The 23,544-nt window shown below is 65.3% G+C and carries 27 protein-coding genes and 1 tRNA gene; 13 read left to right on the top strand and 15 right to left on the bottom strand.

What is annotated here, in order from left to right:
* Position 1 precedes the first annotated feature (1 nt).
* Positions 2-2,074 carry a PrkA family serine protein kinase gene (locus BLR57_RS07105; protein WP_089695881.1) on the bottom strand — a complete coding sequence of 691 codons (2,073 nt, stop codon included), beginning with the start codon at positions 2,072-2,074 and terminating at the stop codon, positions 2-4.
* Between the two features lie 470 nt (positions 2,075-2,544).
* Here BLR57_RS07105 and BLR57_RS07100 point away from each other — a divergent pair, with 470 nt between their 5' ends.
* Both BLR57_RS07100 and BLR57_RS07095 read left to right on the top strand, forming a co-directional pair.
* Positions 2,545-2,934, top strand: coding sequence for a DUF5820 family protein (locus BLR57_RS07100; protein ID WP_089695879.1), 390 nt, complete (start codon positions 2,545-2,547; stop codon positions 2,932-2,934).
* 65 nt (positions 2,935-2,999) lie between these two features.
* A complete protein-coding gene (locus BLR57_RS07095) occupies positions 3,000-3,449 on the top strand; it encodes a UPF0179 family protein (RefSeq protein WP_089695877.1) in 450 nt (149 codons plus the stop codon).
* An 86-nt stretch (positions 3,450-3,535) separates the two neighbouring features.
* Here BLR57_RS07095 and BLR57_RS07090 read toward each other — a convergent pair whose 3' ends face one another.
* Positions 3,536-4,339, bottom strand: coding sequence for a M14 family metallopeptidase (locus tag BLR57_RS07090; protein WP_089695875.1), 804 nt, complete (start codon positions 4,337-4,339; stop codon positions 3,536-3,538).
* Between the two features lie 87 nt (positions 4,340-4,426).
* Complete coding sequence (locus BLR57_RS07085; RefSeq protein WP_089695872.1) at positions 4,427-4,918, bottom strand: DUF309 domain-containing protein; 492 nt, start codon at positions 4,916-4,918, stop codon at positions 4,427-4,429.
* Between the two features lie 171 nt (positions 4,919-5,089).
* Between BLR57_RS07085 and BLR57_RS07080 the strand changes: the two genes are divergently transcribed.
* A tRNA-Leu gene (locus BLR57_RS07080) sits at positions 5,090-5,173 on the top strand.
* A 254-nt stretch (positions 5,174-5,427) separates the two neighbouring features.
* Here BLR57_RS07080 and BLR57_RS07075 read toward each other — a convergent pair.
* The 3 genes from BLR57_RS07075 to BLR57_RS07065 form a co-directional block, all read right to left on the bottom strand.
* Complete coding sequence (locus BLR57_RS07075; protein WP_089695869.1) at positions 5,428-5,940, bottom strand: cytochrome b N-terminal domain-containing protein; 513 nt, start codon at positions 5,938-5,940, stop codon at positions 5,428-5,430.
* A gap of 76 nt (positions 5,941-6,016) precedes the next feature.
* The gene (locus BLR57_RS07070; protein ID WP_089695866.1) at positions 6,017-6,289 is read right to left on the bottom strand and encodes a hypothetical protein; all 273 of its coding nucleotides are present in this window, start codon (positions 6,287-6,289) and stop codon (positions 6,017-6,019) included.
* Positions 6,290-7,295: 1,006 nt separating this feature from the next.
* The gene (locus BLR57_RS07065; protein ID WP_089695864.1) at positions 7,296-7,568 is read right to left on the bottom strand and encodes a DUF8101 family protein; all 273 of its coding nucleotides are present in this window, start codon (positions 7,566-7,568) and stop codon (positions 7,296-7,298) included.
* Between the two features lie 100 nt (positions 7,569-7,668).
* Here BLR57_RS07065 and BLR57_RS07060 point away from each other — a divergent pair, with 100 nt between their 5' ends.
* The 3 genes from BLR57_RS07060 to BLR57_RS07050 all read left to right on the top strand — a co-directional run bounded on the left by BLR57_RS07060 (position 7,669) and on the right by BLR57_RS07050 (position 10,338).
* Positions 7,669-8,469: an inositol monophosphatase family protein gene (locus tag BLR57_RS07060; RefSeq protein ID WP_089695862.1), complete on the top strand. Its 801-nt coding sequence runs from the start codon at positions 7,669-7,671 to the stop codon at positions 8,467-8,469.
* Positions 8,470-8,692: 223 nt separating this feature from the next.
* Positions 8,693-9,142 carry an Lrp/AsnC family transcriptional regulator gene (locus tag BLR57_RS07055; protein WP_089697620.1) on the top strand — a complete coding sequence of 150 codons (450 nt, stop codon included), beginning with the start codon at positions 8,693-8,695 and terminating at the stop codon, positions 9,140-9,142.
* A 59-nt stretch (positions 9,143-9,201) separates the two neighbouring features.
* Positions 9,202-10,338, top strand: a complete 1,137-nt coding sequence (locus BLR57_RS07050) for a DUF63 family protein (RefSeq protein ID WP_089695860.1) — start codon at positions 9,202-9,204, stop codon at positions 10,336-10,338.
* Between the two features lie 24 nt (positions 10,339-10,362).
* Here the strand turns inward: BLR57_RS07050 and BLR57_RS07045 are convergent, their stop codons facing one another.
* Together BLR57_RS07045 and tbsP are read right to left on the bottom strand one after the other, a co-directional pair.
* Complete coding sequence (locus BLR57_RS07045) at positions 10,363-12,069, bottom strand: YcaO-like family protein (RefSeq protein ID WP_089695858.1); 1,707 nt, start codon at positions 12,067-12,069, stop codon at positions 10,363-10,365.
* Between the two features lie 254 nt (positions 12,070-12,323).
* Complete coding sequence (gene tbsP / locus BLR57_RS07040) at positions 12,324-13,142, bottom strand: transcriptional regulator TbsP (RefSeq protein ID WP_089695856.1); 819 nt, start codon at positions 13,140-13,142, stop codon at positions 12,324-12,326.
* 183 nt (positions 13,143-13,325) lie between these two features.
* Here tbsP and BLR57_RS07035 point away from each other — a divergent pair, with 183 nt between their 5' ends.
* Entirely contained in the window at positions 13,326-13,529 is a 204-nt protein-coding gene (locus tag BLR57_RS07035) for a hypothetical protein (protein WP_089695854.1), read from the top strand.
* Positions 13,530-13,583: 54 nt separating this feature from the next.
* On the opposite strand, the gene BLR57_RS07030 is transcribed toward BLR57_RS07035, so the two are convergent.
* On the bottom strand, positions 13,584-15,626 hold the full coding sequence (locus tag BLR57_RS07030; RefSeq protein WP_089695852.1) for a hypothetical protein: 2,043 nt from the start codon (positions 15,624-15,626) through the stop codon (positions 13,584-13,586).
* Between the two features lie 120 nt (positions 15,627-15,746).
* Here BLR57_RS07030 and glyA point away from each other — a divergent pair, with 120 nt between their 5' ends.
* The gene (gene glyA / locus BLR57_RS07025) at positions 15,747-16,994 is read left to right on the top strand and encodes a serine hydroxymethyltransferase (protein ID WP_089695850.1); all 1,248 of its coding nucleotides are present in this window, start codon (positions 15,747-15,749) and stop codon (positions 16,992-16,994) included.
* Between the two features lie 59 nt (positions 16,995-17,053).
* On the opposite strand, the gene BLR57_RS07020 is transcribed toward glyA, so the two are convergent.
* From BLR57_RS07020 to BLR57_RS07010, 3 genes are all read right to left on the bottom strand, one after another.
* Positions 17,054-17,398: a hypothetical protein gene (locus BLR57_RS07020; protein ID WP_089695848.1), complete on the bottom strand. Its 345-nt coding sequence runs from the start codon at positions 17,396-17,398 to the stop codon at positions 17,054-17,056.
* A gap of 112 nt (positions 17,399-17,510) precedes the next feature.
* A complete protein-coding gene (locus tag BLR57_RS07015) occupies positions 17,511-17,993 on the bottom strand; it encodes a DUF6653 family protein (protein ID WP_089695846.1) in 483 nt (160 codons plus the stop codon).
* Positions 17,994-18,046: 53 nt separating this feature from the next.
* The gene (locus BLR57_RS07010; RefSeq protein ID WP_089695844.1) at positions 18,047-18,355 is read right to left on the bottom strand and encodes a DUF7967 family protein; all 309 of its coding nucleotides are present in this window, start codon (positions 18,353-18,355) and stop codon (positions 18,047-18,049) included.
* A gap of 187 nt (positions 18,356-18,542) precedes the next feature.
* Between BLR57_RS07010 and BLR57_RS07005 the strand changes: the two genes are divergently transcribed.
* Entirely contained in the window at positions 18,543-19,436 is an 894-nt protein-coding gene (locus tag BLR57_RS07005) for a bifunctional methylenetetrahydrofolate dehydrogenase/methenyltetrahydrofolate cyclohydrolase (protein WP_089695842.1), read from the top strand.
* 59 nt (positions 19,437-19,495) lie between these two features.
* On the opposite strand, the gene BLR57_RS07000 is transcribed toward BLR57_RS07005, so the two are convergent.
* Positions 19,496-20,218, bottom strand: a complete 723-nt coding sequence (locus tag BLR57_RS07000; protein WP_089695840.1) for a DUF7117 family protein — start codon at positions 20,216-20,218, stop codon at positions 19,496-19,498.
* Between the two features lie 120 nt (positions 20,219-20,338).
* Between BLR57_RS07000 and BLR57_RS06995 the strand changes: the two genes are divergently transcribed.
* Positions 20,339-20,908: an NUDIX hydrolase gene (locus BLR57_RS06995; RefSeq protein ID WP_089695837.1), complete on the top strand. Its 570-nt coding sequence runs from the start codon at positions 20,339-20,341 to the stop codon at positions 20,906-20,908.
* Positions 20,909-20,953: 45 nt separating this feature from the next.
* On the opposite strand, the gene BLR57_RS19695 is transcribed toward BLR57_RS06995, so the two are convergent.
* Complete coding sequence (locus BLR57_RS19695) at positions 20,954-21,241, bottom strand: hypothetical protein (RefSeq protein ID WP_244509948.1); 288 nt, start codon at positions 21,239-21,241, stop codon at positions 20,954-20,956.
* Here BLR57_RS19695 and BLR57_RS06990 point away from each other — a divergent pair.
* From BLR57_RS06990 to BLR57_RS19310, 3 genes are all read left to right on the top strand, one after another.
* The gene (locus tag BLR57_RS06990; protein WP_244509991.1) at positions 21,122-21,475 is read left to right on the top strand and encodes a DUF7528 family protein; all 354 of its coding nucleotides are present in this window, start codon (positions 21,122-21,124) and stop codon (positions 21,473-21,475) included. The genes BLR57_RS19695 and BLR57_RS06990 overlap by 120 nt on opposite strands.
* A gap of 33 nt (positions 21,476-21,508) precedes the next feature.
* Positions 21,509-22,420, top strand: coding sequence for a DUF1028 domain-containing protein (locus tag BLR57_RS06985; protein ID WP_089695833.1), 912 nt, complete (start codon positions 21,509-21,511; stop codon positions 22,418-22,420).
* Positions 22,421-22,862: 442 nt separating this feature from the next.
* A complete protein-coding gene (locus BLR57_RS19310) occupies positions 22,863-23,009 on the top strand; it encodes a hypothetical protein (RefSeq protein ID WP_170830585.1) in 147 nt (48 codons plus the stop codon).
* A 209-nt stretch (positions 23,010-23,218) separates the two neighbouring features.
* Here BLR57_RS19310 and BLR57_RS06980 read toward each other — a convergent pair whose 3' ends face one another.
* Complete coding sequence (locus tag BLR57_RS06980; RefSeq protein ID WP_089695831.1) at positions 23,219-23,500, bottom strand: amphi-Trp domain-containing protein; 282 nt, start codon at positions 23,498-23,500, stop codon at positions 23,219-23,221.
* Positions 23,501-23,544 lie beyond the last annotated feature (44 nt).

Raw genomic sequence — 23,544 nt, 5'->3', positions numbered from 1 at the left:
CTCACTCTTCCAGCTCGGCTTTGGCGACCTCCGCGCCGGCGAACTCGAGCACTTCACGGGCACCCTCGCGCGAGTAGCCCTGGTCGACCAACCCGTCGACCCACGCGTTGCGTTCGTCGTCGTCGAGTTCGTTCGCGGACACCAACGCCGAGAAGTTGATGTTGTGTTTCTTGTCCTCCCAGAGCTTGCGCTCCAGCGCGCGGCGCAGGCGGTCGTTGTCCTGCGGGTTGAACGAGGTCCCCTCGCGGGCACGCCGGGAGACCCAGTTCGAGACCTCCTGTCGGAAGTCCTCTTTTCTGTCCTCCGGGATGTCGAGTTTCTCCTCGACCGACCGCAGGAACTTCTCGTCGGGTTCCTGCTCGCGGCCGGTGAGTTCGTCCTCGATAGTGGCGTCGTCGATGTAGGCCATGACGTGGTCCATGTACTTCTCGCCCTGCCGCTGGATCTCGTCGAGGTCGTACGCGAGTGCGTGGCGAACGTCCTCGATGGCGCGCTCTTTGTACTCTTCGCGGACGAGTTCGAGATAGCGGTAGTAGCGTTCGAGGTTCTCTTCGGGGATGGAACCGTGGTTCTCCAGATTCTCCTCGAAGTGGTTGAACAGCGTGAGCGGACTCAGGTAGTCGCGGCCACGGTGCGTGGAGTTCATGATGGCCTCGGCGATCTCGTCGCCGATGAAGCGCGCGGAGACGCCGTACATCCCCTCGGCGATGTCGGCTTTCGCCTCGCCCTCCTCGCGGAGTTTCTTCACGTCCACGTCGTCGCCGTCGTCGAGTTCGCCGTTGTAGGCTTTCGCCTTCTGGACGAGCGAGACGCGCTCGCTGTCGGGTTCCTCGATGCGGGTGAGCACGCCGAAGAGTCCGGCCATCTCCATCGCGTGCGGCTCGATGTGCATGTTCGGCACGTCGGCGTTCCGCAGCATCTTGCGGTAGATCTGGGACTCCTGGTCGTACTCCAGGATGTACGGGAAGTCGATGCGTTTCGTCCGGTCGTTGAACGCCTCCATCTTCTCGTCGCCCTTCTTGTCGCGGTACTCGGGCATGTTCGTCCGGCCGACGATGACCTGGTCGATGTCGATCCGGGGGTTGTTCTTCGGCTTGATGGTCTGCTCCTGCGTCGCGTGCAGGAAGTCGTACAGGAACTCCCGCTGGAGCTTGAGCAGCTCTTCGCCGGAGAAAATCCCTCTATTCGCGTTACAGAACGCCCCCGAGTAGTCGAACGCCCGCGGGTCGGACTCGCCGTAGATGGCGAGCTTCGAGTAGTTGACGTCGCCCGTCAGCTCGGTTTCGTCCTGGTTCTTCTTGTCTTTCGGTTCGAACGTCTCGATGCACTGCCGCTTGTTCTCGCTGGCGACGAGGCGGATGATCTCGACGTGGTTCTCCAGGACCTCCTGGAGGTCGTCGTCGTAGTGCGCGAGCAGCCGGTCCATGTAGAACTCCGAGGCCGGGTCGAGTGCCTGGTCGTTCCGGATGGTGTACGGCGCGTCGAGTACTGTGTTGAGCTGCTCGATGACGTCGTCGCGCTGCTCCTGCGGGAGGAGGACGATGGGGTCCTGGTTCATCGGCGACTGGACCACGTTGTCGGCGGGGTCCTGGTCGCGGATGATGTCACAGAGGTTGACCCACCGGAAGGTGTACATCCGCCCCTCGTCGCGGAGGGTGTAGTCCTCGAAGTAGCGTCGCGAGAGGAAGTCGAAGTGTGACTTCCCCGAGCCGACGGGACCGAGGAGCAGTTTGATGCGTTTCTCGGGACCGAGACCGCGGGCCCCGCTCTTGATCTTGTTGACGAACTCGTGGATCGCGTCGTGGATCTCCCGGCCGTAGAAGACGTTCTCTCCGTCGTGGAGGGGGTCTTCGGAGGCCAGCCGGTATTCGACGATACCGAGGTCCTCGTTGTACTCGGTCCCGTAGAAATCGAACATATCGGCCACCCGCTGGTGGGCGTTGCGTGCGATTCGTGGGTCCTCGTACAGCGTTTCGAGATACCAGTCGAAGGACTTGGCGTCTCGCAGGTCCGCTGGCATCGACTCCTTGTACTTCTGGCTGAGTTCTGCGAGTGTGTCTATATCTCCAGTCATTGTGATTGGGTTCGTGTCTCGTCTGACCGCAGAGGGGCACACGCGGCGTGTGCTGAGAGAGACAGAGAGAAGCCGGGTCACCACCGGGGTGGTCGGCGTCAGACGGCCGCCGACACGGCGTGTAGGTGTGCCAGAGTCCCGTGCGCGCGCCAGACAGCACCGTCCGAAGGTCGGAGGATGGCGGCCGGTGGCGGGCGGTCCGCGCGGGAGGGCAGATGTCCGGTCAGACAGACCGAGACTATTAGAAGTATGAGTGACGGTAACACATAACGCTTTCTCTGGTTTCGGGAGATATCTCGGAATCGTGACGTACCAAAGTCGGCGACGTGGCTGTGGTCGCGGTCGGTTCTCTCACGATCTCGACACTCCGGCCCGACGGACAGTATTCGGAGCCGGACGGACCGGTACGGTGGTCTCCGGGGGGAGACGCGAACGAACAGGATTTGGGGCTCCGTGCAGAACCGGGAGCTATGAGCTTCGATTCGCTGCCCGACGGCTGGGTCGTCTGGAACGACGAACCCGAGGGACGCGCCATCCTGGCCTACCGTCCCGACGTGTTCAACACCGAGGACTTTCCGGCACCCTGTATGCCGACCATCTTCGTCTCCAACGGGTCGCGCTCGAAGCGACCCGGTGCCTCACAGGTCTCGACCGACGTCTGGCACGCGACGCTCTTTCTCGAACCCGACATCGAGGCCGGGACCGAGGAGTTCGACAGCCGCGAAGACGCCGTCGTCGGCGCGGTCGACTACGCCGAGCGGTTCGTCGACGGCGCGGTCGACTACCGCGGGCTGTATCAGGTCCCCCGCGAGGACTACTTCGACGAACTCGACCGGCTGCTCGACCGCGACGACGGCTGAGGGGGAGCACCGAACGGACCCCCCGAGACGGGAGTCTTTTTCCCACGGGTGACGAAGGGCGGGCCATGTCCAAAGTCACGCTCATCGGGGCCCGTCTCGCCGAACCCGGCCGCGAGTTCGTCTACCAGGGTGAGTCGACGCTCTGTGAGGGCTGTCCCTATCGAACCCAGTGTCTCAACCTCACAGAGGGCTCGCGCTACCGGATCACGGACGTCCGCGAGAACACACAGACGCTCGACTGCGCGGTCCACGACACCGGCGTCAAAGCCGTCGAGGTCGAACCGACCACCGTCCCTGCCAACGTCGCCTCCAAGGGAGCCTACGCCGGGAGCAAGGCGAAACTCGAAGGCCCCTGCCCGCACACCGAGTGTCCGAGTCACGAACTCTGCGTCCCCGAGGGCGCAGACTTCGACACCGAATACCGGATTCAGGAGGTCGTCGGCGAGCCGCCACACGACCACTGCTATCTGGACCGGACGCTCACGCGCGTCGAACTGGAACCGAGAGACGAGTAGGTGCTGAGAAACGGAGAAAATCGAGAGACGAGTAGGCACCGGGAGACGACGACCGAGCCACGTCGTCGCGACGAGCGGAGAGTGAGTCAGTCGAGGACGCCGACCTTCTCCGCTGCGTAGCCGAAGACGTCCTGATAGCCGTACGGCGAGAGCAAGATCGGATAGAAGGCTTCGTCGGCGTAGAAGTCCTCGCCGTCGGCTGCGGCGAACCGCTCGCCCGCTTGGACCTCGACGAAGTTGGTCGCGAAGACCTCGTACTCCTCGGCGGGTCCCTTCGGAATCTTCTCTAAGAGACGGAAGACGGTGACGTCCTTGCGGCCGCCCGCGTCGACCGGGTCCTCGGCCGTCGGGGCCGGGAGCACGGAGGTGGCGGCGAGGAACGCGCGAATCAGCCAGTAGGCGTTTTCGGCGGCCTCGTCGGAACCCTGGAAGCCACATTCGACCTCGATGGTGTGAGGATGTTTGATGAGTCGCCCCTCGGTGAACTTCTCGGTCTCGACGACGACGTCGACGGGGAGACGAGGGCAGATGGCGCGGGTGACGGCGTCGACGGTGTCGACGAGCGCGAACGGTTCGCCGTAGGACTGCGTCGAGTGCAGCGAGAGGACGGTACAGTCGCGAAGCTCCTGTTTCAGTTCGTGTGCGAGACGGCGTTCGTGGCTGTCGGCGTCGGGGTCGCCCGGGAACGCCCGGTTGAGGTCCTCGTCGAGATAGCGGACACCAGCATCGAGGGCCTCCTCGTTGGCGACGATGAGTTTGATTGGGCGTTCGACGTCGGGGTCCTCGGCGACCAGCCGTTCGATGGCCCGGACGCCACACGGCTCGTCGCCGTGGATACTCCCCACGACGGCGACTTCGGGGGTTCCCTCCCCGAGATGATAGACTCTCATTGCTCGCCCTACCACCTGCCGGCTAAAGTGCCTTAAGAATCTGACTTGCGGAGACAGTCGTCTCGTGGCCGCGGACGGTCCGGTCGGTCAGGGACCGTGTTCCAGTTCCTCGGCGTACTCGTAGTCGATGTCGTAGGCGGTCGGGCGGTGGTCGTCGAGCGAGATGCGCCACCCGTGGAGCCGTGTCGGGTCGTCGAGCGCGGCCGAGAGCGTCTCGCGGATGTCTTCGAGATCGACGCCGTAGAAGTCGTTGGGAATCCCGTGGAGATACTGGAGGGCGGTCCGGAAGAGCGACCGCATCCCGGTGTCGTTCTCGAAGTCGAAATGTTTGTACGCTCCGGCGGCGACCTGCACCATTCCGTGGAGGAAGGCACTCTCGGGGCTGCCGCGGCCGTAGTTGTACCACTCGTCCTCGAAGCAGTCGTGGCTCTCGTGGTACGCGCCGTCGTTGAACAGTCGGACGCCGTGTTCGGTCGCCCGACGGAGCGTTGCGTGCTCCCACCGGCGGTGGTCGACGCGCCACCCCGTCGGATTGCCGAGCGGTGGGGCGACGCTAGGATCGCGGGTGTGTTCGTCCATACCGAGCCAGTCGACGCGAAGCTCCTAATGAGTTGTTGGTCACTCTTCGACACGTCGCGTGCGGCATAGTGCTCGAGCGTCTGAGCGTGGCGGACGAAGCGGTCAGACGACCGGCCGGGGCCACCGTGAAATCGCTGGATAATTATAAGCCGGTTGTCTACAAGACGCTGCGCAAAGGTAGCCAAGCCTGGAAACGGCGGCGGACTCAAGATCCGCTCTCGTAGGAGTCCGTGGGTTCAAATCCCTCCCTTTGCATTCCTGTGGCGAGCAACCCCGCGAGCCACAGGAATCTCTACGAGGGATTTGAATCAGGGAACGAACGAAGTGAGTGACCGTGGTTCAAATCCCTCCCTTTGCACTCTCCCGACGAACGACAGTGAGGAGTGGAGACGCTGACAGAGGGATTTGAAGGAGACCAGACGCGCGCAGCGAAGCGAGCACGTCTGGGAGTGGCTCAAATCCCTCCCGTTGCATTCCTGTAGTGAACAATCCCGCGAGCTGCGGGACCGTCACTCGCGGGTATCGCCGCGAGCCAAGTGGGTCGACGTCGACCGCGACCGGACCGCCGCAGCGACGACGGCGGCCACCCCGGCGACGACAGAGAGCCGGTGGCCGAAGGCGGCGTGTTCGAGCGTCGGCTGGCCGAGCGTGGAGCCACCGAACAGCAGTCCAGCGAGGTCGCCACCGACGACGGGAACCGCCAGGGCGAGTTCGACGCCGAGTTGGCCGAGTCGAAACGACAGCTGTGTCCACGGGAGGAGCAGGCCGGTGTAAGCGTAGAGCACCGCAAGGGGGAGCGAGACGACGAGCGCGGCCGGAGGGAGCGTCTCGCGGGCGACGCCGCCGACGACGACGGTCGGGACGACGAGCAGGACGAGCGCGGCGAGTGCGACGCGGACCGTCTCGCTCGCGCCGAGTGCCGGGCGTAAGACGAGGAGGAGTTCGACGGCGACGACGAGGACGACGAGACCGGCGAGGAGCCAGCCTTCGAGCGGTTCGCTATCGAGGGAAGTGGAGGACATAACCCGGCGTTGGGGCAGTCGCTCGAAAAGGCTTGGGGCGCGAAAAGAGCCGTCGGCAGCGACCCGACGACGGTGGTTACTCTTCGCCGCCGTCGGTGATGGGTCGGCCGCCAGCAGTCAGGAGGGAGTCGGCGTGGGCCTTCACGTCCGCCGGGTTCGGGCGGTAGCCGTCGCTGACTTTCTCGGAGATGTGGCCGACCACTTCGGCCACGTCGGCGCTCGTTCCGCGTTCTGCGACGTGCTCGAAGACGTCGGCGTAGACTGTCGCTTCCCAGTGTCCCCAGGTATCGTCTTCGAGTTTCGAGGCGACCGCGTACTCCAGCTGTCGAACTGCCGTCTCCGGGTGCATAGAACAGCATACCGGAAGGAGGGTCAAAAAGGTACGCGGATTCACAAATGAGTTAATTTGCTGGAACCGGGGCGATCTGTCGGTGGCCGAGATAGTCCCGCAAACCATGCAAAATGTTCATTATGTAATGCGGCATACTATGAAGAGCGAGTCCACGAGGACACACCGGACGGCCGCAGTCGGATAAGACCGACAGCGGTGAGGTGCAACAACCAAAGACTCGGTAAAACGAGGACGAGGACAACGCGCCGCCGGAGAACCGCCACAGCCCAGGACTGTTCCAGAGAGAACAGAGGGAAGACCAAGTATCGGATGCCGTGGAAACGGCGTTCGTGAAACCGACGCGTTCGAGAAATCGGGCGTGGACGGACGAGTCGAAAGGGCTGTTGAAAACGTCTCTCGTCCGGGTCCAAATCGTGCGTCTCGCTTCTTCGATTCTCACCCTCACGAGCGGACGCGACCGTCGTCGTGAGGAGCGTTCCGCGATCGACGGAGAGCCGAGGTGCGGTCTCGCCCGTCGTGTCGACTACCGGGACAGTCGGGAGAACCCTGAAAAACGTTCATGTAGTGTGGTGACATACAACAGTGTGCGAGTCCGCGAGGACACACCGGACGGCCGCAGTCGGGTGAAACCGGCAGTGGTGAGGTGCAACAACCAAAGGCTCCGTAACAGGAGAACAAGGACAACGCACCGCCGGAGAACCGTAGCAGCCCAGGACCGCTCCATAGAAGAGCGGTGGAAAGACCAAGTATCGGATGCTGTGAAAACAGTGTTCGTGAAATCGGCGCGTTCGAGAAATCGGGCGTGGACGGACGGGTCGTAGGGGCTGTTGAAAACGTCTCTCGTCCGGGTCCAAATCGCGTGTCTCGCTTCTTCGATTCTCTCCCTCGCGAGCGGCGGTTCTGGTTGTCGGTTACGCTCCTGTTTTCGACCCCCGTTTTCGACCCCCGTTTTCGGTTACTGTCGAGCTGTAGTCGGTGTCGAGAGTCAGACAGAGACAGACAGTTACTGCCGGTCGGTGGCTTCCACGAGTTGGCACATCGACCGGAGATACTCGGCTGCCACGGCTGGCTCGTCGCCGACGAGTCCGTCGAGTTCCGCACAGCCGTGGAGAAGTCGCTCCTTGAGCGAACTCCGCGGGACTTTGTTCTTCGTGACGGTCTCGACGGTCGCGACGAGGTCGGCCACGGCGTCCGTCTCGCCGTCGCGGACGTTACGCTCGGCCGTCGAGAGGAGTTGTGTCAGCGTCGCGTGGACGTCCGGAGGGAGCGATGCCATGACACTGAGAGACGCACTGGCGAACAATAAGTTCGACTCGGACTGTCAGTTGGGCTGACGAACCGACGGCTATACACATCCCTCCGCCGCAGTCGGTGGCATGAGCGAACCATCCCGTGTCGCGCTCGCCGAGCGCGCCGCGACCGCTGGCGGCGAGGTCGCCCTCTCCTCGTTCCGCAACGGTATCGACGTCGAGACGAAGGGCGGGAAGACCGACGTGGTCACGCAGGCCGACCGTGACACCCAGCGGCGCGTCATCGAGGTCATCGCCGAGCACTACCCCGACGACGCGATCGTCGGCGAGGAAGAGGACGTCCGTAAGACCGTCCCCGACGACGGCGCGGCGTGGGTGATCGACCCTATCGACGGGACGAACAACTACGTTCGCAACATCCGCACGTGGACCACCGCCGTCGCCGCGACGCAGGACGGCGAGCCGGTCGCCGCCGCCAACGTCCTCCCCGCCTGCGGCGACGTCTACACGGCCGACAGCGAGGGCACCTATCTCAACGGAACCCCGGTCACCGTCAGCGACGTCGCCGACCCCGAGCGGGCGACGGTCGTCCCGACCTTCTGGTGGGACTTCGACCACCGCGAGGAGTACGCCGCGGCGACCCGCGAGATCGTCGAACGCTTCGGCGACCTCCGGCGGTTCGGCAGCGCGCAGGTGGTGCTGGCGATGGTCGCCGCCGGGTCACTGGAGGGGACGCTGACGAACGAGGTCACGAACCCGTGGGACACCGTCTCGGGCGTCCACATGGTCCGGCAGGCGGGCGGGACGGTCACCGACATCCACGGCGAGCCGTGGCGACACGACTCGACGGGTCTCGTCGCCTCGAACGGGGCGGTCCACGACGAAGTGCTGGCGGCGACGCGGGCTATCGAGGGACTGGACGACTGAGCGACACGCGTCTCTGCGCGCGGCTTGTCGCGCAGGACGCGCCAGTCGCGGAGGTGTAGACGACTGAGCGGCACCACACTGACGCGCGTCTTGGCGCGCGTCTCGTGCAGCCGCGGTGGTGTGGACGACTGAGCGGCACTATGCCAACAAAACCAACGACGACGGCCCCCGCGCCGCCTGCGCGATTCACAAGGGCAAAGTCGTTCCTGGCTCTGTCTCCGGTATGGAACTCGACGACACGGACCGCGCGATTCTCCGTATCCTCCAGCGAGACGCCCGGACCCCGTTCAGCGAGATCGCCCGGCAGATCGATATGTCGAGTGCGACCGTCCACGACCGGGTGGGGCGGATGGAGGAGGCCGGTGTCATCGAGGGCTACCACGCAGCGGTGAATCCGAAGGCCGTCGGCTTCGGCACGTCGGCGCTCGTCGGGCTGACGGTCGAACAGGGTCACGAGGAGGAGACGCTTCAGCAGCTTCGAGACCTCGACGGCGTCCAAGAGGTCCACCTGACGACGGGCGAGTGGGATGTGGTGTTGCGGGTCTACGCGGCCGATACCGACGGTCTCCGAGAGCTGATGTTCGAGCACATCGCCGCGATGGAGGGCTTCTCTCGGTCGCAGACGATGGTCATTCTCGGCACCGACTACGAGAGCGAGGAGCTGCCACTCTAACTGCGGCCGAAACGCACGAGACCGGAACCCTCAACATCGGCCGCGTCGCCAGTTGGCATATGTCTACGGTGAGCGAGCGCCTCGGTATCGAGCCCGAGCGGCTGTGGGGCGGGAGCGTCCTCGCCCTGCTCGTCGGGCTGGTCGGCGGCTCTCTGGTCTTCCCCCGCATCGTCTACGACGGCTTCGTCTGGCACTACTTCTGGGGTCCGGTACAGGCCGACGCCAACTCCGCGGTCTGTGCGATTCGCGAAGGCGGCGTGACCCAGTATCTCTCCAGTTCGAGTGCCTGCACCGCCGCGGCCGAACCCGTCGCGTATCCGGGCTACACGCTCGTCTCGGAGGTCGGCTACATCGTCGTCCTGCTCATCGCACTGATCGGCGTCGTCTTCCTCCTGCAGCGACTGGACATCGGTGAGGACAGAGAGTTCTTCTTCGCGTTGCTGCCGTTCATGTTCTTCGGCGGCGCGCTCCGCGTCGTCGAGGACGCCAACGACACCGCGGGCGCGGAGGCACTCATCTCCTACCCGTTGAACACGCTCTTCATCAGCCCGGTCATCTACGTCACCGTCTTCGCCATCACCCTCGTCGCCGTCGTCGCCGCCGTCGCCCTCGACCGCAACGGCGTCGTCGACGACTACGCTCGGCCGCTTCTCGGCTTCGGCCTGCTCGCGCTCCTGCCGACCCTCGGCTATCTGGCCTATCTCGCCGTCACCGGCGGAAACGGCGTCACGTTCTACCCGCAGGTCATCACGGTCATGCTCGTCGGCGCGACGCTCTCGGCGGTCGTGACGTGGAAACTCGTCGAACGGTACGTCCCCGAGGTGAACAAGGGGACCGGAACCATCGGCTTCGTCATCATCTGGGGCCACGCCGTCGACGGCGTCGCCAACGTGGTCGGTCTCGACTTCATGACCAAACTCGGTGCCGGTCCCAACCTCGTCCCGAAGCACCCCGTCAACCAGGCCATCGTCGACATCACCGCGGCGACGTTGCCCGCGTCGGTACTGGCCGTCACGGGCGACGCCTGGCCGTTCCTCCTCGTCAAGCTCGTGGCCGCGACGCTCGTCGTCTGGGTGTTCGAGGAGGAGATCTTCGAGGAGAGTCCGCGCTACACCATGCTCTTGCTCATCGCGATTCTCGCCGTCGGTCTCGGCCCGGGAACGCGCGATATGCTTCGGGCGACCTTCGGCGTCTGAACGGCTAAACCTCTTTTCAGCGACTTACGGATACGGATGGAACGGCCGGTCCAGCCGCGCCTCGAAGCCCATCGACTCCGGAACCTCCAGAGCGCGGTCGCCGAAGAACGGCTCGCCGGTGAACAGCGGCTGTGCCTGCGGACTCAGCACGCGGACGGCTTCGAAGCCCAACCGCTCGACGTCGCGCGGCGTCGTCCGGGCCGCGTAGACGTCGAGTCCGGCGTCGGCGACGCGGCCGACGACGGTCTCCAGTTCGTCCTCGCCCGAGCGGTCGGTCTCGCCGACGCTCTCGGCGGGCAGCGAACCGTCGACGTCGACGAACCGCCGGGCCGCCGACGGGAAGTCGGCGTACTCGCCGATGGCACCCTCCTCTGCCGCCGCCTGCTCGGGCCCCATCGTTCGGAGTTCCATCCAGTTCTGTAACGCTTCGGCGAGTGCAGAGCGGGCCGCGGCAGCCGCATCGAGGTCCGCGCCCGACCCCATCGCGAACTGCGGCCACTCCTCTCCTTCGCGGTGGACGGCGACGGCGACGACCGGCACGTCGACGTCCTGCGTGACGAGCAGCGGCGTCACCGACAGCTCCTCCGCCCGCGCCCGGCCGACGAGTTCGTCGAAGACCGGGTCGTCGACGCGGAGTCCGAGCGGGTCGAACGTCGAGTACCACGCGAGCATCGTCGCGTCGCGCTCGACCACCTCGTAGAGTCCGGAGAGGACCGCTTCGACCGTCGAGTTGCCGAGACCCAGCCCCGTGGTGATGGCTGGCTTCGTCCGGTCGCCCCGCGTCGGCGGCGGAAAGTGGACGTACTCCGCGGGCAACAGTGCCTCCTCGCCCGAAGCGAGGTCGGTCCCCTCGACCCACTGGACGGGCGTCTCGGGGTCGGGAGCCGAGAAGCCCTCGGGCCGGGCGAACGCGCGGGGCGAGACGGTCCCCGAGAGGTTCACCTCGGGCGCGGTCGTGAAGTCAGCGGCTCGGTAGACGCCCGCGCTGTAGCGTTCGAGTCCCTCGCCGAGTGCCTTCATGAACGCACGGTCCCAGTCGGGGTCGACACCGGCGGCGAACTCCGCGGCGCGCGCGTCGCTGAAGACGGTCGTCTCGGCGGTCTGTGCGAGGTAGTACGGGACGGGGAAGGACTCCCGTTCGCCGACCTGCCGGACGAGTCCGAGGCGGTCGTCCAGCCCGCGTTCGGCCCGCGAGAGCGAGTCGTCGACGGACACGTCGCGGTGGGTGAGTTCGAGCGTCCGGTCGGGCGTCGCACCGCAGTCACAGCCCGGTACCGGTAGGAACTCGCGTTCGGGACCGGGAACCTCGACGACGGTTCCTCCTAACTCCGCGCCCGAGAGCAGCTGGACCGCCCGACGCCCGGCGACTGCCCCGGCGAGACGGACGGCACTGCGGTCACCGCGCGGCCGGTCGGCTGCGGCGTCGAGATTTGAAGCCACGCGCGCGCGGAGGCAGGTGTAGCAGCCCGACTCGGCCGTGAACGCCGAGACTGCGGCGTCGACGCCGTCGAGTGCGTGCCCGCCGAGTCCGCCGATTTCGACGGCGAGCCACCGCTCGGCCGCGTCGTTCGCGCGCTCGAAGACGTCCGCGCCGGCGGGTGCGACGACGAGACCGAGGTCGAACCGAGCGAGGTCGCCGACGGCTGTCTCTGCGACCGAGGCGTCGATGTCGGTGAAGGCCGCCCGTGCCGCCTCCGCGGCCGGACCGCTGCCGACGAGACCGATGTCCATGGCGGCGTGGTCGGCCGAGAGGGAGAAAAGTCGTCTGGTGGCGGCGAGGGTTTATGTCCGAAGACGGGGCCACCGCGACCCGTGAAGTGAGTCTCACCGTGGAACGTCCCGCGAACGGACGGCAAAGCATTTCACGGATCGCAGCGTGCCGACTGTCAGCCCTCTCCAGTGTCAGCTGTCAGCCGCGCGGACTCAGTGTGTCTGTAAAAAGTCGATGCGTACCGCTCAACGAAGGAAAAACGGAGAAGTACTGTTCAGTTCAGGAGGCTCTGTGCGACGCCAGCGAGCTGGTCGGTGCTGGCGTCACGGAGACGGTCGTCGCCGAGCTTCAGGCGGAGTCGCGGGCGGCCCACGTCGATGGGGACCTTCTCGGTGTCGATGAGACCCATGTCTTCGAGCTTGGTCTTCGTCCGGGAGAACGTCGCCTTGCTGGCGATGCCGACGTCCTCGCCCCACTTCGAGATGTCGTAGAGGAGCACGTCGTTCTTGGCGGCGACGAGGAGGCTGATGGTGACCTCGTCGAGTCCGTTGCCGTCGCCGCGGGCGGTCTCGAGCGAGGCGAGGACGCCGTTGAAGTCGGCCTCGGTCTCCTCGCTGATTTCGGTCCGGAGCGTGTCGCGGACACGCGAGATGGCGGGTGTCCGGAGACGGAAGTCCGGCGAGGCCTCGAAGAGGTCGGTGTAGGTCTCGGTCGCGCTGTCGACGAAGTCCGCGTCGTCCGTCGAGAGCGCGGCCACGTGGTCGCCCGCACTGACGAGTGCCATCACGGCGTCGTCGGTGATGAGCAGCGAGTTGTCGATGTCCGCCTCGGTCGTCCGCATCACGAGGGTCCCGGCGTCGATGAGGTCGGCCGCGTTGCTGGCGACGATGAAGTCGTCCATGACCTCTTTCAAGACCGACTCGTCGGCGACGAGATGCATCGACGGCAGTTCACCGTCGAAGGCTGTCGTGACTTCGACGAGCTCTTCGATGGTCCCGGCTGACGGATCGACGATGAGGAGTTCGTCTCCGGCGTCCGAGAGGACGGTACGGAGGATATCCTCGATTTGGTTCTCTAGTAAATTCGAGCTCATAATCCTACAGTGATAATGGTCGGAGGGATATTTAATATTACCGCAGCACGACTGGAGCAACCACCGCTGACGACAGGCTAAGCACCCTATGACTGATAATAACTAGACCAATAGGGTATGAATGTACGCCTGTCAACATGAAAGAAAAATATATACGTTTTGGTCTTTACACTTGACTTGGCTATGCGAAGCACACCCATTGTCGCCCGCTCGGAACTCTCCAACGTGACTGCGTTCGTTGCGGCCCACCCGCGCGCTCTCTTCGTTGCAGCGTTCCTCCTCGTACTGCTCCTCACGCAGGGAACTGTGAGTGCCGAACTCGAACCCATCAGCGGTGGCGGTCTCTACGAACCGAACGGCGGTCACGGCGCGTCGACCGGTCCGTAACGCCCTCCCGCTGTCTTCTCGATTATCGAACGGCGAGCGACGCTATTCACGCCCTCACTCGTCGAGCGTCTCCAGCAGCGTCCCCGACCAGTGGATGTCGCCGTCGTAGACGATGGGCACGTCGGCACGCTCGAGGAACTCGTCCAGCGTCTCGCGGTCGAGTCGGTGACTCGTCTTCTGTCCGATGAGATGTGACTGCTCGTTTCCGGGGAGATACGGCTGGTAGTAGCCGCCGTGGGCAGCCGGTGAGAACACTTCGTAGTCGAGGTCGAAGTAGCCCTCGTCGGTGGCGTGCCACAGCTCTGCCGTCGCCGGGACGTAGTCGTCGCTCTGCGTGAGCACGTGTGTGCCGTCGCCGACGACGGTGTAGTCTTTCCCCATCATGATACGGCGACGGGCGAGCGTGAGTGCCTGCTCGATGCTGAACCCGTTCATCAGGAACCGGGCGAACGCCGTGCCGACGCGGGCGGCGTGGCTGTCGAGGACTTTGTTGAACGTCACCGCGCCGGCGACGCTGCCCTGTCGGACGAGTTCGACGCCCTCGTGGAACGACCCGCAGGCGTTGAGGAAGAACGTTTGGGCGTTCGACTCGCGGAGACTGGATAGCGAGAGGTTGCCGTCGCGACACCGCAGGCCGGACTCCTCGCAGTGGCCAATGTAGTGGACGAGGTCGGTCGGCGTCTCGAACACCTCGGCGAGTTCGTCCGTCGAGAGATGTTCGCGGACGGCGATGTCGATGTCGAGGTCGCTGGCACGCTGGCGGTAGATACGGGCCGCCTCGGCGTGTTCGTCGGCCATGTCGTTGTCGTTGAGCACGGCGACGACCGAGATGGCGTCGGAGGTACGCTGGAGGTAGTCGAACCGGTTGGCGTAGGCCTCGGGGACCGCGGTGAACGCGTCGATGGGCGCGCCGTCCGCCAGCCAGCCGTGGACGCGGCCGGGACCGAGGTCCGGGTCGACGAGGTCGACGGACACGCTCGAGGTCTGCTGGCGGTAGAAGTCGTCGAGCGAGCGCGTCAGCCGCTCGTCGCCCGACAGGGGTTTGGAGGTCGGAAGGAACACGTTCGGGACCGTGTGGAGCAGATACGGCAAGGCCTCGACGTGGTCGAACGTCGGGTCGACGTACATCGACAGATGCCACTCGGGCAGCCGTTCGGAGACGCTGTCGAACGGCACGTCGAGGTAGGCGTCGACCCGCGTGGCGATGGACGTCTCGTACAGGTCGTCGGCGTCAAGACCGAGGTCGTCGAGCGCGGGCATCTCCGCGAGGTCAGTCCCGTAGGGACCGGCGTTGCGGACCAGACAGTCCAGCATGAAGACACGCCTGAGCAGGGACGCACACTCGTCTTGGAACGTCGGGAGCGTCGACAGCTCGTGCGTCCGGTCGGCGACTCGGAGTCGCGGCGTCGCGCCTGGCTCGACGCTGACGGTCGCACCGAGATAGTGGACCAGCGACGACGACGGGATGAGATAGTCGAGCCGTGGGGGGACGACGAGGCCGACGTCGACGGCTTCGCGCCGTTCGGTGACCACGTCGGGGACGTGGGTCTCGGCACCGAATTCGACCAGCGGCGGATGGCCGCGCATCGTCGGGAAGGTGCGGTCGGGCGTGGTCGTCCGGTGGCCCGACGACAGTACCGAGAGCGCGGTCGCGACACCGCTTGGCGTCCGGGGAACGGTAACGGTCTCCGGCGGCGACTGCACCCGGCTGCGGAAGCCGAGGGTGACTGTGGTTCGGTGCGGGAAGCTGAGGACGGTGCGCTCGAACCCCGGCTTCTCCAGGCGGGCGGGACCGTCGAACTGCACGTAGGTGAGGACGTTGCCATCGACGCGGACGACGTACTCGTCGGGTGGGAGATCGATGGGGCCGACGTCGCTGCCGAGTTCGAACGTCTCGTCGCCGTCGAGACGTTCGGCGACGACGAAGACGGGCGGAAAACTGAGCGTTGACGTCTCTCCGGAGACGGTGGTATCCGTCGGCCGTGGCACCGCTCCGGTTCCGTCGAGCGTCGTCCAGTCGTCGGAGCTGACTTCGATGGACGTCTTCGCTGAATCGACGGCACGAACCCCTGTTCCGGTCGATTCGACCTCGATCATTCCCGGTCGTCACAACCTTCCACGGCGGACGTATATCTCTGTCGACACGGGAAATCGAAACTCTCGGGAATTCTCGCCGATAGTACACAGCTTCATGTGCCCGTGCCTCCGAGAGCCGATATGGACTACAGTCACGTCCGGGACGTCGACCCGGCAGTCGCCGACGCGCTCGAAGGCGAAGTCGACCGGCAACGCGACACACTGGCGATGATCGCCTCCGAAAACCACGTCTCCGAGGCCGTCCTCGAAGCGCAGGGGTCTGCTCTCACGAACAAGTACGCCGAGGGCTATCCCGGCAAACGCTACTACGCGGGCTGTGAGTACGCCGACGAGGTCGAGACCCTCGCAATCGACCGCGCCAAGGAACTGTGGGGCGCGGAGCACGTCAACGTCCAGCCGCACTCCGGCACGCAGGCCAACATGGGCGTCTATCTCGCCATGCTCGACGCTGGCGACAAGATTCTCTCGCTCGATCTGACCCACGGCGGCCACCTCTCGCACGGCCATCCGGCGAACTTCACCGGCCAGCTCTACGAGGTCGAACAGTACCACGTCGACCCCGAGACGGGCTACATCGACTACAGCGAGCTGGAGGAGAAGGCCCGCGAATTCGAGCCGGACATCATCGTCTCGGGCTACTCGGCCTACCCGCGCGCCGTCGAGTGGGACACCATCGGCGAGATCGCCGACGACGTCGACGCCTACCATCTCGCGGACATCGCCCACATCACGGGCCTCGTCGCCGCGGGCGTCCACCCCTCGCCCGTCCCGCACGCGGACTTCGTCACCGGCAGCACGCACAAGACCATCCGCGCCGGTCGCGGTGGCATCATCATGACCCGCGAGGAGTACGCCTCCGACATCGACAAGGCGGTCTTCCCCGGCGGGCAGGGCGGTCCCCTCATGCACAACATCGCTGGCAAGGCAGTCGGCTTCAAAGAGGCACTCCAGCCCGAGTTCGAGACGTACGCCCAGCAGGTCGTCGACAACGCGAAGACGCTCTCGGACCGCTTCCAGGAGCACGGTCTGAAGGTCGTCTCCGAGGGCACCGACACCCATCTTGTGCTCGTCGACCTCCGGGAGTCGCATCCGGACCTGACCGGCGGCGACGCCGAGGACGCCCTGGAGTCGACGGGCATCGTCCTCAACGCCAACACCGTCCCCGGCGAGACGCGCTCGGCGTTCAACCCCTCGGGCATCCGCGCCGGGACGCCCGCACTGACGACCCGCGGCTTCGACGAGGCAGCCACGGAAGAGGTCGGCGACCTCATCTACCGCGTCGTCGATAACCACGACGACACCGACGTGCTCGCGGAGGTCACCGAGCGCGTTCAGGGTCTCACCGAGCAGTTCACGCTCTACGAGTAGGTACCGACCTCACGAGCCGTTTTCGGCCGTTCTTTCTCACGCTCTCGTCTCCCGCGCCGTCACCGGAACCGCATATCGTTCTTCACGTTCGCCGAGACCGTCGCGAAGAGCACGAGGAGGACGAGACCGGCGACGAGCGGCACGAGCAACACGGGATGCGGGAGCACGGCGAGCACATCGGTGACCCCAGCTCCATCCGTCGCTGCCAGCGTCGCGAGTCCCTCGGGGTTGGTGACGAGGACGAACAAGAAGAGGAAGATCGCGGTCATCAACGAAGTCTGTACGACGGTCCGAATCGGATGGCGGACGAGGTCGAACGTGTGCTTGCGGACCGACCGTGAGAACCGTCTCGCGTCGCGTGTCTGACCCCGTACTACGTAGTCGACGAGCCGTCTGGCAACCATGGTACTAACTCACACGCAGAGACGATAGTCCTGCCGCCGGACGTGTCAGCCGCTCGGTCGTCTCATGGCGGTCTGGGGCCAAGCTCGGTCGCCGTCGCCGACGTGTCTCTGATTAGGTGTCAGCCTCGAACTCGAAGAGTGGGTCGTCGAGGGCGGCGTGGTTCGCCTCGTAGAACTCGACCATCTCGTCGACGAACAGCAGTTTGAGGACGACGACGGCGAGCGTGCAGACGGCGGCACGCACGGGGTACTGCCTGTAGATGGCATAAAGTCCGTAGGCGAACGCGACCATTCCGGCCACGTTGTAGGCGTTGTATTCCTTGTCCTCCTCGCCGTGACGGATCCAGAGCCGTTCGCCGAGGACGACCTTGCTCATCCAGTTGTCGACGTCCTCCGGCGGAGCGAAGAGGAAGGGGTTGACGGCGGTGAAGGCGATGGCAGCGACTGCGAGTCGCCAGCGACGGGCGTAGAGCGCGTACATCACGACCGGAAACGCCGCAAAGCGTGACCAGCCGCTGCGGGGGTTGGCGTGGCGCGACCAGAAGAGTCGGTCGACCGTCTCGGACTGTTTGAGTTCGCGGAGGGAGGGAGCCATACGTCGACTGCGCGTGGCGGAGTGATAACTGTCGGTGGCGGTAAGGTCTCGACTCAGACGGCGTCGTCCGGGTCGTGGCGGTCGCGCATCCGTCGCGCCTCGTTCGCGTACCGCTCGCGGAGGTCCGGGTCCGTGACAGCGGTAAGTCGGTCGTCCGGGACCGAGAGTGCCGCGGTGACGACGGGGCCGGGGTCGGTCCCAAAGCGGTTGAACGCCCGTTCCTTCTGGAGATACCGCGCCCCGTCGAGGGTGGCGTAGACCGTGACGAGGATGTGCGGCGAGTCGGCCGAGAACGTCCGTTCGACCATCCAGACCCGCGTCTCTGCCTGCGTCCGTGGACGGTGAGCTGTCTCTATCGTCATGAGAGAGACTCGGTCGTGCACGGACGAGAACACCCACACTCGTTCCCACCGCCCGAGAATCGGCTGCCCGGCCGCGCCGACGGGGCACCCACGTATTTATACACATATTCGCACACATCCCGCGCTAATCGAAGGGAGATGAGCACGAACCCGAGGGTTCAAGAGCGTGGCCGCACGCCCCTCAGGTATGACTGACATCATCGACGGCAACGAGGTCGCCGCCGAGGTCCGCGCGGGCCTCGCAGACGGTATCGAGACGCTCAAGGCCGAGGGCACGACGCCCGGCCTCGCAACGGTACTGATGAGCGACGACCCCGCCAGCGAGACCTACGTCTCGATGAAACAGCGCGACTGCGAAGAGGTCGGCATCAACGGCATCCACGTCGAGATCGACGCCGGTGCGTCGGCCGAGAAGCTGTTCGACACCATCGATGACCTCAACGCCGACGAGGACGTCCACGGCATCCTCGTCCAGATGCCCGTCCCGAAGCACGTCGACAAACGGCGGGTCCTCCGCGCCATCAAGCCCGTGAAGGACGTCGACGGCTTCCACCCCGAGAACGTCGGCCGTATGGTCGCCGGGAACGCGCTCTACAAGCCCTGCACGCCCCACGGTATCCAGAAGCTCCTCGAAGCCTACGACGTCGAGACCGAGGGTGCCGAGGCGGTCGTCGTCGGCCGCTCGGACATCGTCGGCAAGCCGATGACGAACCTCCTCATCCAGAAGGCCCCGATGGGTAACGCGACCACGACGGTCTGTCACTCTCGGACGCAGGACCTCGAAGGCCATCTCCGCGAGGCCGACATCGTCGTCGCCGCCGCCGGCGTCCCCGAACTCGTCACCGGCGATATGCTCAAGGAGGGGTCGACGGTCATCGACGTCGGTATCAACCGCGTCGACGCCGATACCGAGAAGGGCTACGAACTCGTCGGCGACGTCGAGTTCGAGTCGGCGAAAGAGGTCGCCGGGAAGATCACGCCCGTCCCCGGCGGCGTCGGCCCGATGACCCGCGCGATGCTCCTCTACAACACCGTGAAGGCCGCGGGCATCCAGAGCGACGTCACCGTCAATCTGCCCTGAGTCGGCCGCTTCGACACGCGTCTCTCTGGTCTCTTCTCGTCTCGACTCTTCTCTCTCTCTCACTCCAGCCGCGACAGCCGGTCCTGTGCCGTCGCCAGCGCGGTCTCGTCGTCCTCAGACAGATAGGTTCCGAGGTCGCGAGCGATACGGACGACGCCGTCACTGGTTTGCAGCGGGACGTCGCCCTGCAAGGAGTCGATACGTTTGACGTGGTCGACGAGCGCGCCGAGCGTCGTCCGGACGTCGGGGTCGGGGTGGTCCTCGAGCCACGTCGTCAGGCCTCGTCGGTAGTCCATGACGCCCTTCGCGGCGGCCAGCCCGCGGGCGACGCGCATCGACTCGGGGACGGCATCGGCGTCGGGTCGCTCGCCGACGTCCGCGCTGCGCAGCAGCGAGAGCACGTAGAGCTGTTCGTCGTCGGTCGGGTCCCGAGTCCGAGCGTAGATGTCGACCGCCTGCAGCAGTTCGTGGGCCGCGAGGAACGTGTCGTCGAGCGGCTGGAGGTCGCCGCCGTGGATGAAGCCGCGCTGTCGGAGATACGCCCGGAGGTCGGATTTGAGGTCGTCGGCGATGTCGGCGATGTCGCTCGGGTCGACGTCGTCGCCGAGCGCGGAGCGGTGTGTCGAGAGGTCGAGCGTGACCGCACCGGCGGTGTGGCGGGTCCGTTCGTCGATGCCGACGCTCCGGAGGCTCTCGCAGTTCGGACAGGCGACGCTCCCCGTGTCGTAGTACGACCACTGGTGGCCGCAGTCTTTGCACTCGCGGCTGCCCCGAATCTTCATGCGAGAGGGTAGACGCGACCGAACCAAAGGTGTCGTGGTGTCCGTGGCCGCTCTCGTGGGACCACGACTGTGTGTGAGCGTGTCGCAGGGGTTTTAGTGCAGGACCGAGTGAAACAGGTCATGGACAAACCCGCTCGGCAGGCGCTCCGCGATGACGCCGTCGAGTACGTCGACGGTCTCGTCGCCGACGTCGAAGAACGCTGGGGTCGGATTCCGTCGGAGGGGACGTTCGTCTTCTCGGCCGGGACGGACACCGCGTTTCCGGAGACACTCGACGAGTTTCACGACCGCTTCTACCCGCACGCCGCGGGCTGTGTCACCCGCGACGGAACGGGAAAACTCCTCGCGATTCGCTCGGCGACCCGCGAGACATGGGAAAGCCCCGGCGGTGCCGGTGAAATCATGGAGCCGCCGGAGGCGACGGCGCGACGCGAGGTCCGCGAGGAGACGGGCGTCGTCCCGTTTCTCGACCGGCCGCTCTACACGCTGACGATGGAACTCGACTTCGGCTACGACGAGACGCTCCCGATTCCGGTGTTCGTCTTCACCGGCGAACCCGACGAAGGAACCGTTCTCACGCCCGACATCGTCGAGACGCCCGAAGAAGTCGCCGACATCGACTGGTTCGAGCCGGCCGAGCTGCCGTCGGGGTTCCGCGACCGCGACCTGTTGCAGAAGCATCTCGGGTAAGACACCTGATCTGCACGACCACCCACGCTTAAGTACGAGAACGACTCACTCTCTCGTACATGACACGGAGTACCCACGCTCCTGATCGAGAAATTCTCCCGGCGTGAAACCCGCGTCTCGGACACCGAGACCGAAGTCACGGCGGACGGTGCCGAACTCCTCCTGACGCTCGACGGCGACGAGTTCCGACTCTCGCGGAGCGACGCGGCCGCCCTGCGCGACCAGCTCGGCGAGGCACTCAGCCAGCGACAGGAGTTCTTCCGCACCGCGGGCGAACACCGCGAGGACGGCAGTTACGTCGTCTCCCGGCGCGGCGCGACCTCGGCGGGCCACAGCAAAGTCTTCGAGAGCTTCGAGGAGTTGGAGAGGCTCTACGGCCGTCTGCCGGACGAGTTCGCCGCCGCCGACGTCGGGCGGACCGGACTGACCGGCGGCCGACGGCATTTGCTCGTCCGGCATCTCGCGGAGCATCCAGCGTTCGACTGCGAGTTGGTCAGCCGCCAGCCGTTGACCGCACGAAAACAGGACACCGAGAACGAAACGGAGCAGCCGATGGCCGCAGACTGAACGCTTTTGCCACGAGATACCGTGGCTCGCGGTATGACGTTCTCTATCGTCGCACGAGACCCCGAGACCGACGCCGTCGGCGTCGCCGTCCAGTCGAAGTTCGTCAGCGTCGGCTCCGTGGTGCCGTTCGCCGCGGCCGACGCGGGCGCAGTCGCCACACAGAGCTTCGCCAACGTCGCCTACGGGCCGGACGGACTCGACCTCCTGCGTGAAGGCCACACCGCCGAGGAGGTCGTCGAACGACTGACCGACGCGGACGACGAAGCGGCCACCAGACAGGTCGGCGTCGTCGGGCAGGACGGGTCGATTGCGGCGTTCACCGGCGACGACTGTTTCGACGTCGCGGACGACATTCAGGGCGAGCACTACACCGTCCAGGGCAACATCCTCGAAAACGAGGCGACGCTGCCCGCGATGGCCGACGCCTTTGAGGCGACCGAGGGTGGCCTGCCCGAGAAGCTCATCGCGGCACTCCACGCGGGCAACGACGCCGGCGGCGACAGCCGCGGCGAGCAGGGGGCGGCACTCTACATCGTCAAACCCGAGGGCGGCTACGACGGCGGCAACGACCGCTGGGTCGACGTCCGCGTCGACGACCACGACCACCCGATCGACGAACTGGAACGCGTGTTCAAACTCTACGACGTGACGCTCTTAGCCCGCGAGGAGCCCGACGACCTTCGCGACCTCGACGGCGAGACGGCCCAAGAAGTTCTCGGGACGCTCGCGGACCTCGGCTTCTACGACGCCCAACCGGACACCGAGTTCGGCAACGACGAGCGCGAGGCACTGGAGGACTTCCGCGGGCTGAACAACTTCGAGAACCACTCGCTCGCGGTCATCGAGGACGCGCTCTCACGCGGCTGGGACGCCGCCGACGGCGAGGGCGAAGACCGCATGGTCGACGCCATCTGGCACGGCCTGTCGCGCTTGGACCGAAAGTAGGACTGGCGCGTGGCTTCGAGGCGTCTCGTCGTTTCCGCGAGGGAACCGAGCGGAAGCCAGCAAGAGCGAAGCTCTTGCGTCGCCGCGAGACACGCACGCGAGGGGTGAGTGAACGAGCGATAGCGAGTGAGCGAATCGGTTGGGGAGGTCGTGGCCGTGCTGTTCGGGTGTCCTCGTGAGCATAGCGAACGAGGGCTTGGAAGAGCTTGCTCTTCCAGTGGGACTGAAAGGGGACGCGCTCTGAACGAACCCCCGCGACGCGAGCACCGCAGGAGCGAGTGAAACGAGCGACGAGGAGCGCGGCGAGCGGTGGGAGTTCAGAGCGCGTGGGCTTTCGAGATGTCCCTCGAAGCCTCGTCAACAAGCGAACGAAAGACAACAGACGGTATTCTCACAACAGCTAGCCCGCCATCGCCAAGTACCCAACCCCCCAACGTCCCGTATGCGCGACGAAGCGGAGATCCGCGAGCAGTACGAGTTCCTCCAAGAACAGCTCGACAGCGAGGAGATGCGCCACGAGGGCGTCAGACAGATGTTCACGTACTACAAACGCGCCATCGGCTGGGTGCTCGAAGAGGAGCATCTGTAGACGGTCTCACAGACCGGACAGACCGGCGTCCGGGAAAGACGTCGGTACCTTTAAGACCAAACGGAGGGTATGAACAGGTGACGCTTCGCTTTGGAGGGCCGAAGCGTCAGCGGGGACCAATTCAGGGCGGCAAGCATACACGCGATTTTCGCGTGGCTTGCTTTCCTTTTCAGATACCAAAACCGAGAGCGACGGTGCTGTCGGTCGTGCTATTCTACCGAGAGCGACGTATCGCCGTCAGGCGCGCCCTCGTCCCACTCCAGTTCGAGTTCGAGACTCAGCTCCGGCGAGCCACCGCTCTTCGACGTCTCGCGTTCGGCTTTGACCTCGAAGGTCGGCTGGGCGGGCACGTCGAGGGTGATCGACTGGTCGCCAGCGATCAGGGAGACAGGCTCACCCGCGTCGAGTTTGTCCGCGATAGAGCGGAGGTAGTCGGCGACGGCAGCACGGCTCTGACGCGATTCCGATTTGAACAGGACTTCTTCCGGCATACTGGTGGGTACGCCACACGTGGACTTGAATCGTGCCACACATC

It is taken from the genome of Halogranum gelatinilyticum, assembly GCF_900103715.1.
Lineage (GTDB): Archaea > Halobacteriota > Halobacteria > Halobacteriales > Haloferacaceae > Halogranum > Halogranum gelatinilyticum.
Note: the sequence above shows the minus strand (reverse complement) of the source record. Positions and strands in the feature narration are given on the sequence as shown.

Bases quoted from the DNA above. Each gene is read 5' to 3' on its own strand.
- BLR57_RS07105 (WP_089695881.1), bottom strand. From the start codon at position 2,074: ATGACTGGAGATATAGACACACTCGCAGAACTCAGCCAGAAGTACAAG.
- BLR57_RS07100 (WP_089695879.1), top strand. From the start codon at position 2,545: ATGAGCTTCGATTCGCTGCCCGACGGCTGGGTCGTCTGGAACGACGAA.
- BLR57_RS07095 (WP_089695877.1), top strand. From the start codon at position 3,000: ATGTCCAAAGTCACGCTCATCGGGGCCCGTCTCGCCGAACCCGGCCGC.
- BLR57_RS07090 (WP_089695875.1), bottom strand. From the start codon at position 4,339: ATGAGAGTCTATCATCTCGGGGAGGGAACCCCCGAAGTCGCCGTCGTG.
- BLR57_RS07085 (WP_089695872.1), bottom strand. From the start codon at position 4,918: ATGGACGAACACACCCGCGATCCTAGCGTCGCCCCACCGCTCGGCAAT.
- BLR57_RS07075 (WP_089695869.1), bottom strand. From the start codon at position 5,940: ATGTCCTCCACTTCCCTCGATAGCGAACCGCTCGAAGGCTGGCTCCTC.
- BLR57_RS07070 (WP_089695866.1), bottom strand. From the start codon at position 6,289: ATGCACCCGGAGACGGCAGTTCGACAGCTGGAGTACGCGGTCGCCTCG.
- BLR57_RS07065 (WP_089695864.1), bottom strand. From the start codon at position 7,568: ATGGCATCGCTCCCTCCGGACGTCCACGCGACGCTGACACAACTCCTC.
- BLR57_RS07060 (WP_089695862.1), top strand. From the start codon at position 7,669: ATGAGCGAACCATCCCGTGTCGCGCTCGCCGAGCGCGCCGCGACCGCT.
- BLR57_RS07055 (WP_089697620.1), top strand. From the start codon at position 8,693: ATGGAACTCGACGACACGGACCGCGCGATTCTCCGTATCCTCCAGCGA.
- BLR57_RS07050 (WP_089695860.1), top strand. From the start codon at position 9,202: ATGTCTACGGTGAGCGAGCGCCTCGGTATCGAGCCCGAGCGGCTGTGG.
- BLR57_RS07045 (WP_089695858.1), bottom strand. From the start codon at position 12,069: ATGGACATCGGTCTCGTCGGCAGCGGTCCGGCCGCGGAGGCGGCACGG.
- tbsP (WP_089695856.1), bottom strand. From the start codon at position 13,142: ATGAGCTCGAATTTACTAGAGAACCAAATCGAGGATATCCTCCGTACC.
- BLR57_RS07035 (WP_089695854.1), top strand. From the start codon at position 13,326: ATGCGAAGCACACCCATTGTCGCCCGCTCGGAACTCTCCAACGTGACT.
- BLR57_RS07030 (WP_089695852.1), bottom strand. From the start codon at position 15,626: ATGATCGAGGTCGAATCGACCGGAACAGGGGTTCGTGCCGTCGATTCA.
- glyA (WP_089695850.1), top strand. From the start codon at position 15,747: ATGGACTACAGTCACGTCCGGGACGTCGACCCGGCAGTCGCCGACGCG.
- BLR57_RS07020 (WP_089695848.1), bottom strand. From the start codon at position 17,398: ATGGTTGCCAGACGGCTCGTCGACTACGTAGTACGGGGTCAGACACGC.
- BLR57_RS07015 (WP_089695846.1), bottom strand. From the start codon at position 17,993: ATGGCTCCCTCCCTCCGCGAACTCAAACAGTCCGAGACGGTCGACCGA.
- BLR57_RS07010 (WP_089695844.1), bottom strand. From the start codon at position 18,355: ATGACGATAGAGACAGCTCACCGTCCACGGACGCAGGCAGAGACGCGG.
- BLR57_RS07005 (WP_089695842.1), top strand. From the start codon at position 18,543: ATGACTGACATCATCGACGGCAACGAGGTCGCCGCCGAGGTCCGCGCG.
- BLR57_RS07000 (WP_089695840.1), bottom strand. From the start codon at position 20,218: ATGAAGATTCGGGGCAGCCGCGAGTGCAAAGACTGCGGCCACCAGTGG.
- BLR57_RS06995 (WP_089695837.1), top strand. From the start codon at position 20,339: ATGGACAAACCCGCTCGGCAGGCGCTCCGCGATGACGCCGTCGAGTAC.
- BLR57_RS06985 (WP_089695833.1), top strand. From the start codon at position 21,509: ATGACGTTCTCTATCGTCGCACGAGACCCCGAGACCGACGCCGTCGGC.
- BLR57_RS19310 (WP_170830585.1), top strand. From the start codon at position 22,863: ATGCGCGACGAAGCGGAGATCCGCGAGCAGTACGAGTTCCTCCAAGAA.
- BLR57_RS06980 (WP_089695831.1), bottom strand. From the start codon at position 23,500: ATGCCGGAAGAAGTCCTGTTCAAATCGGAATCGCGTCAGAGCCGTGCT.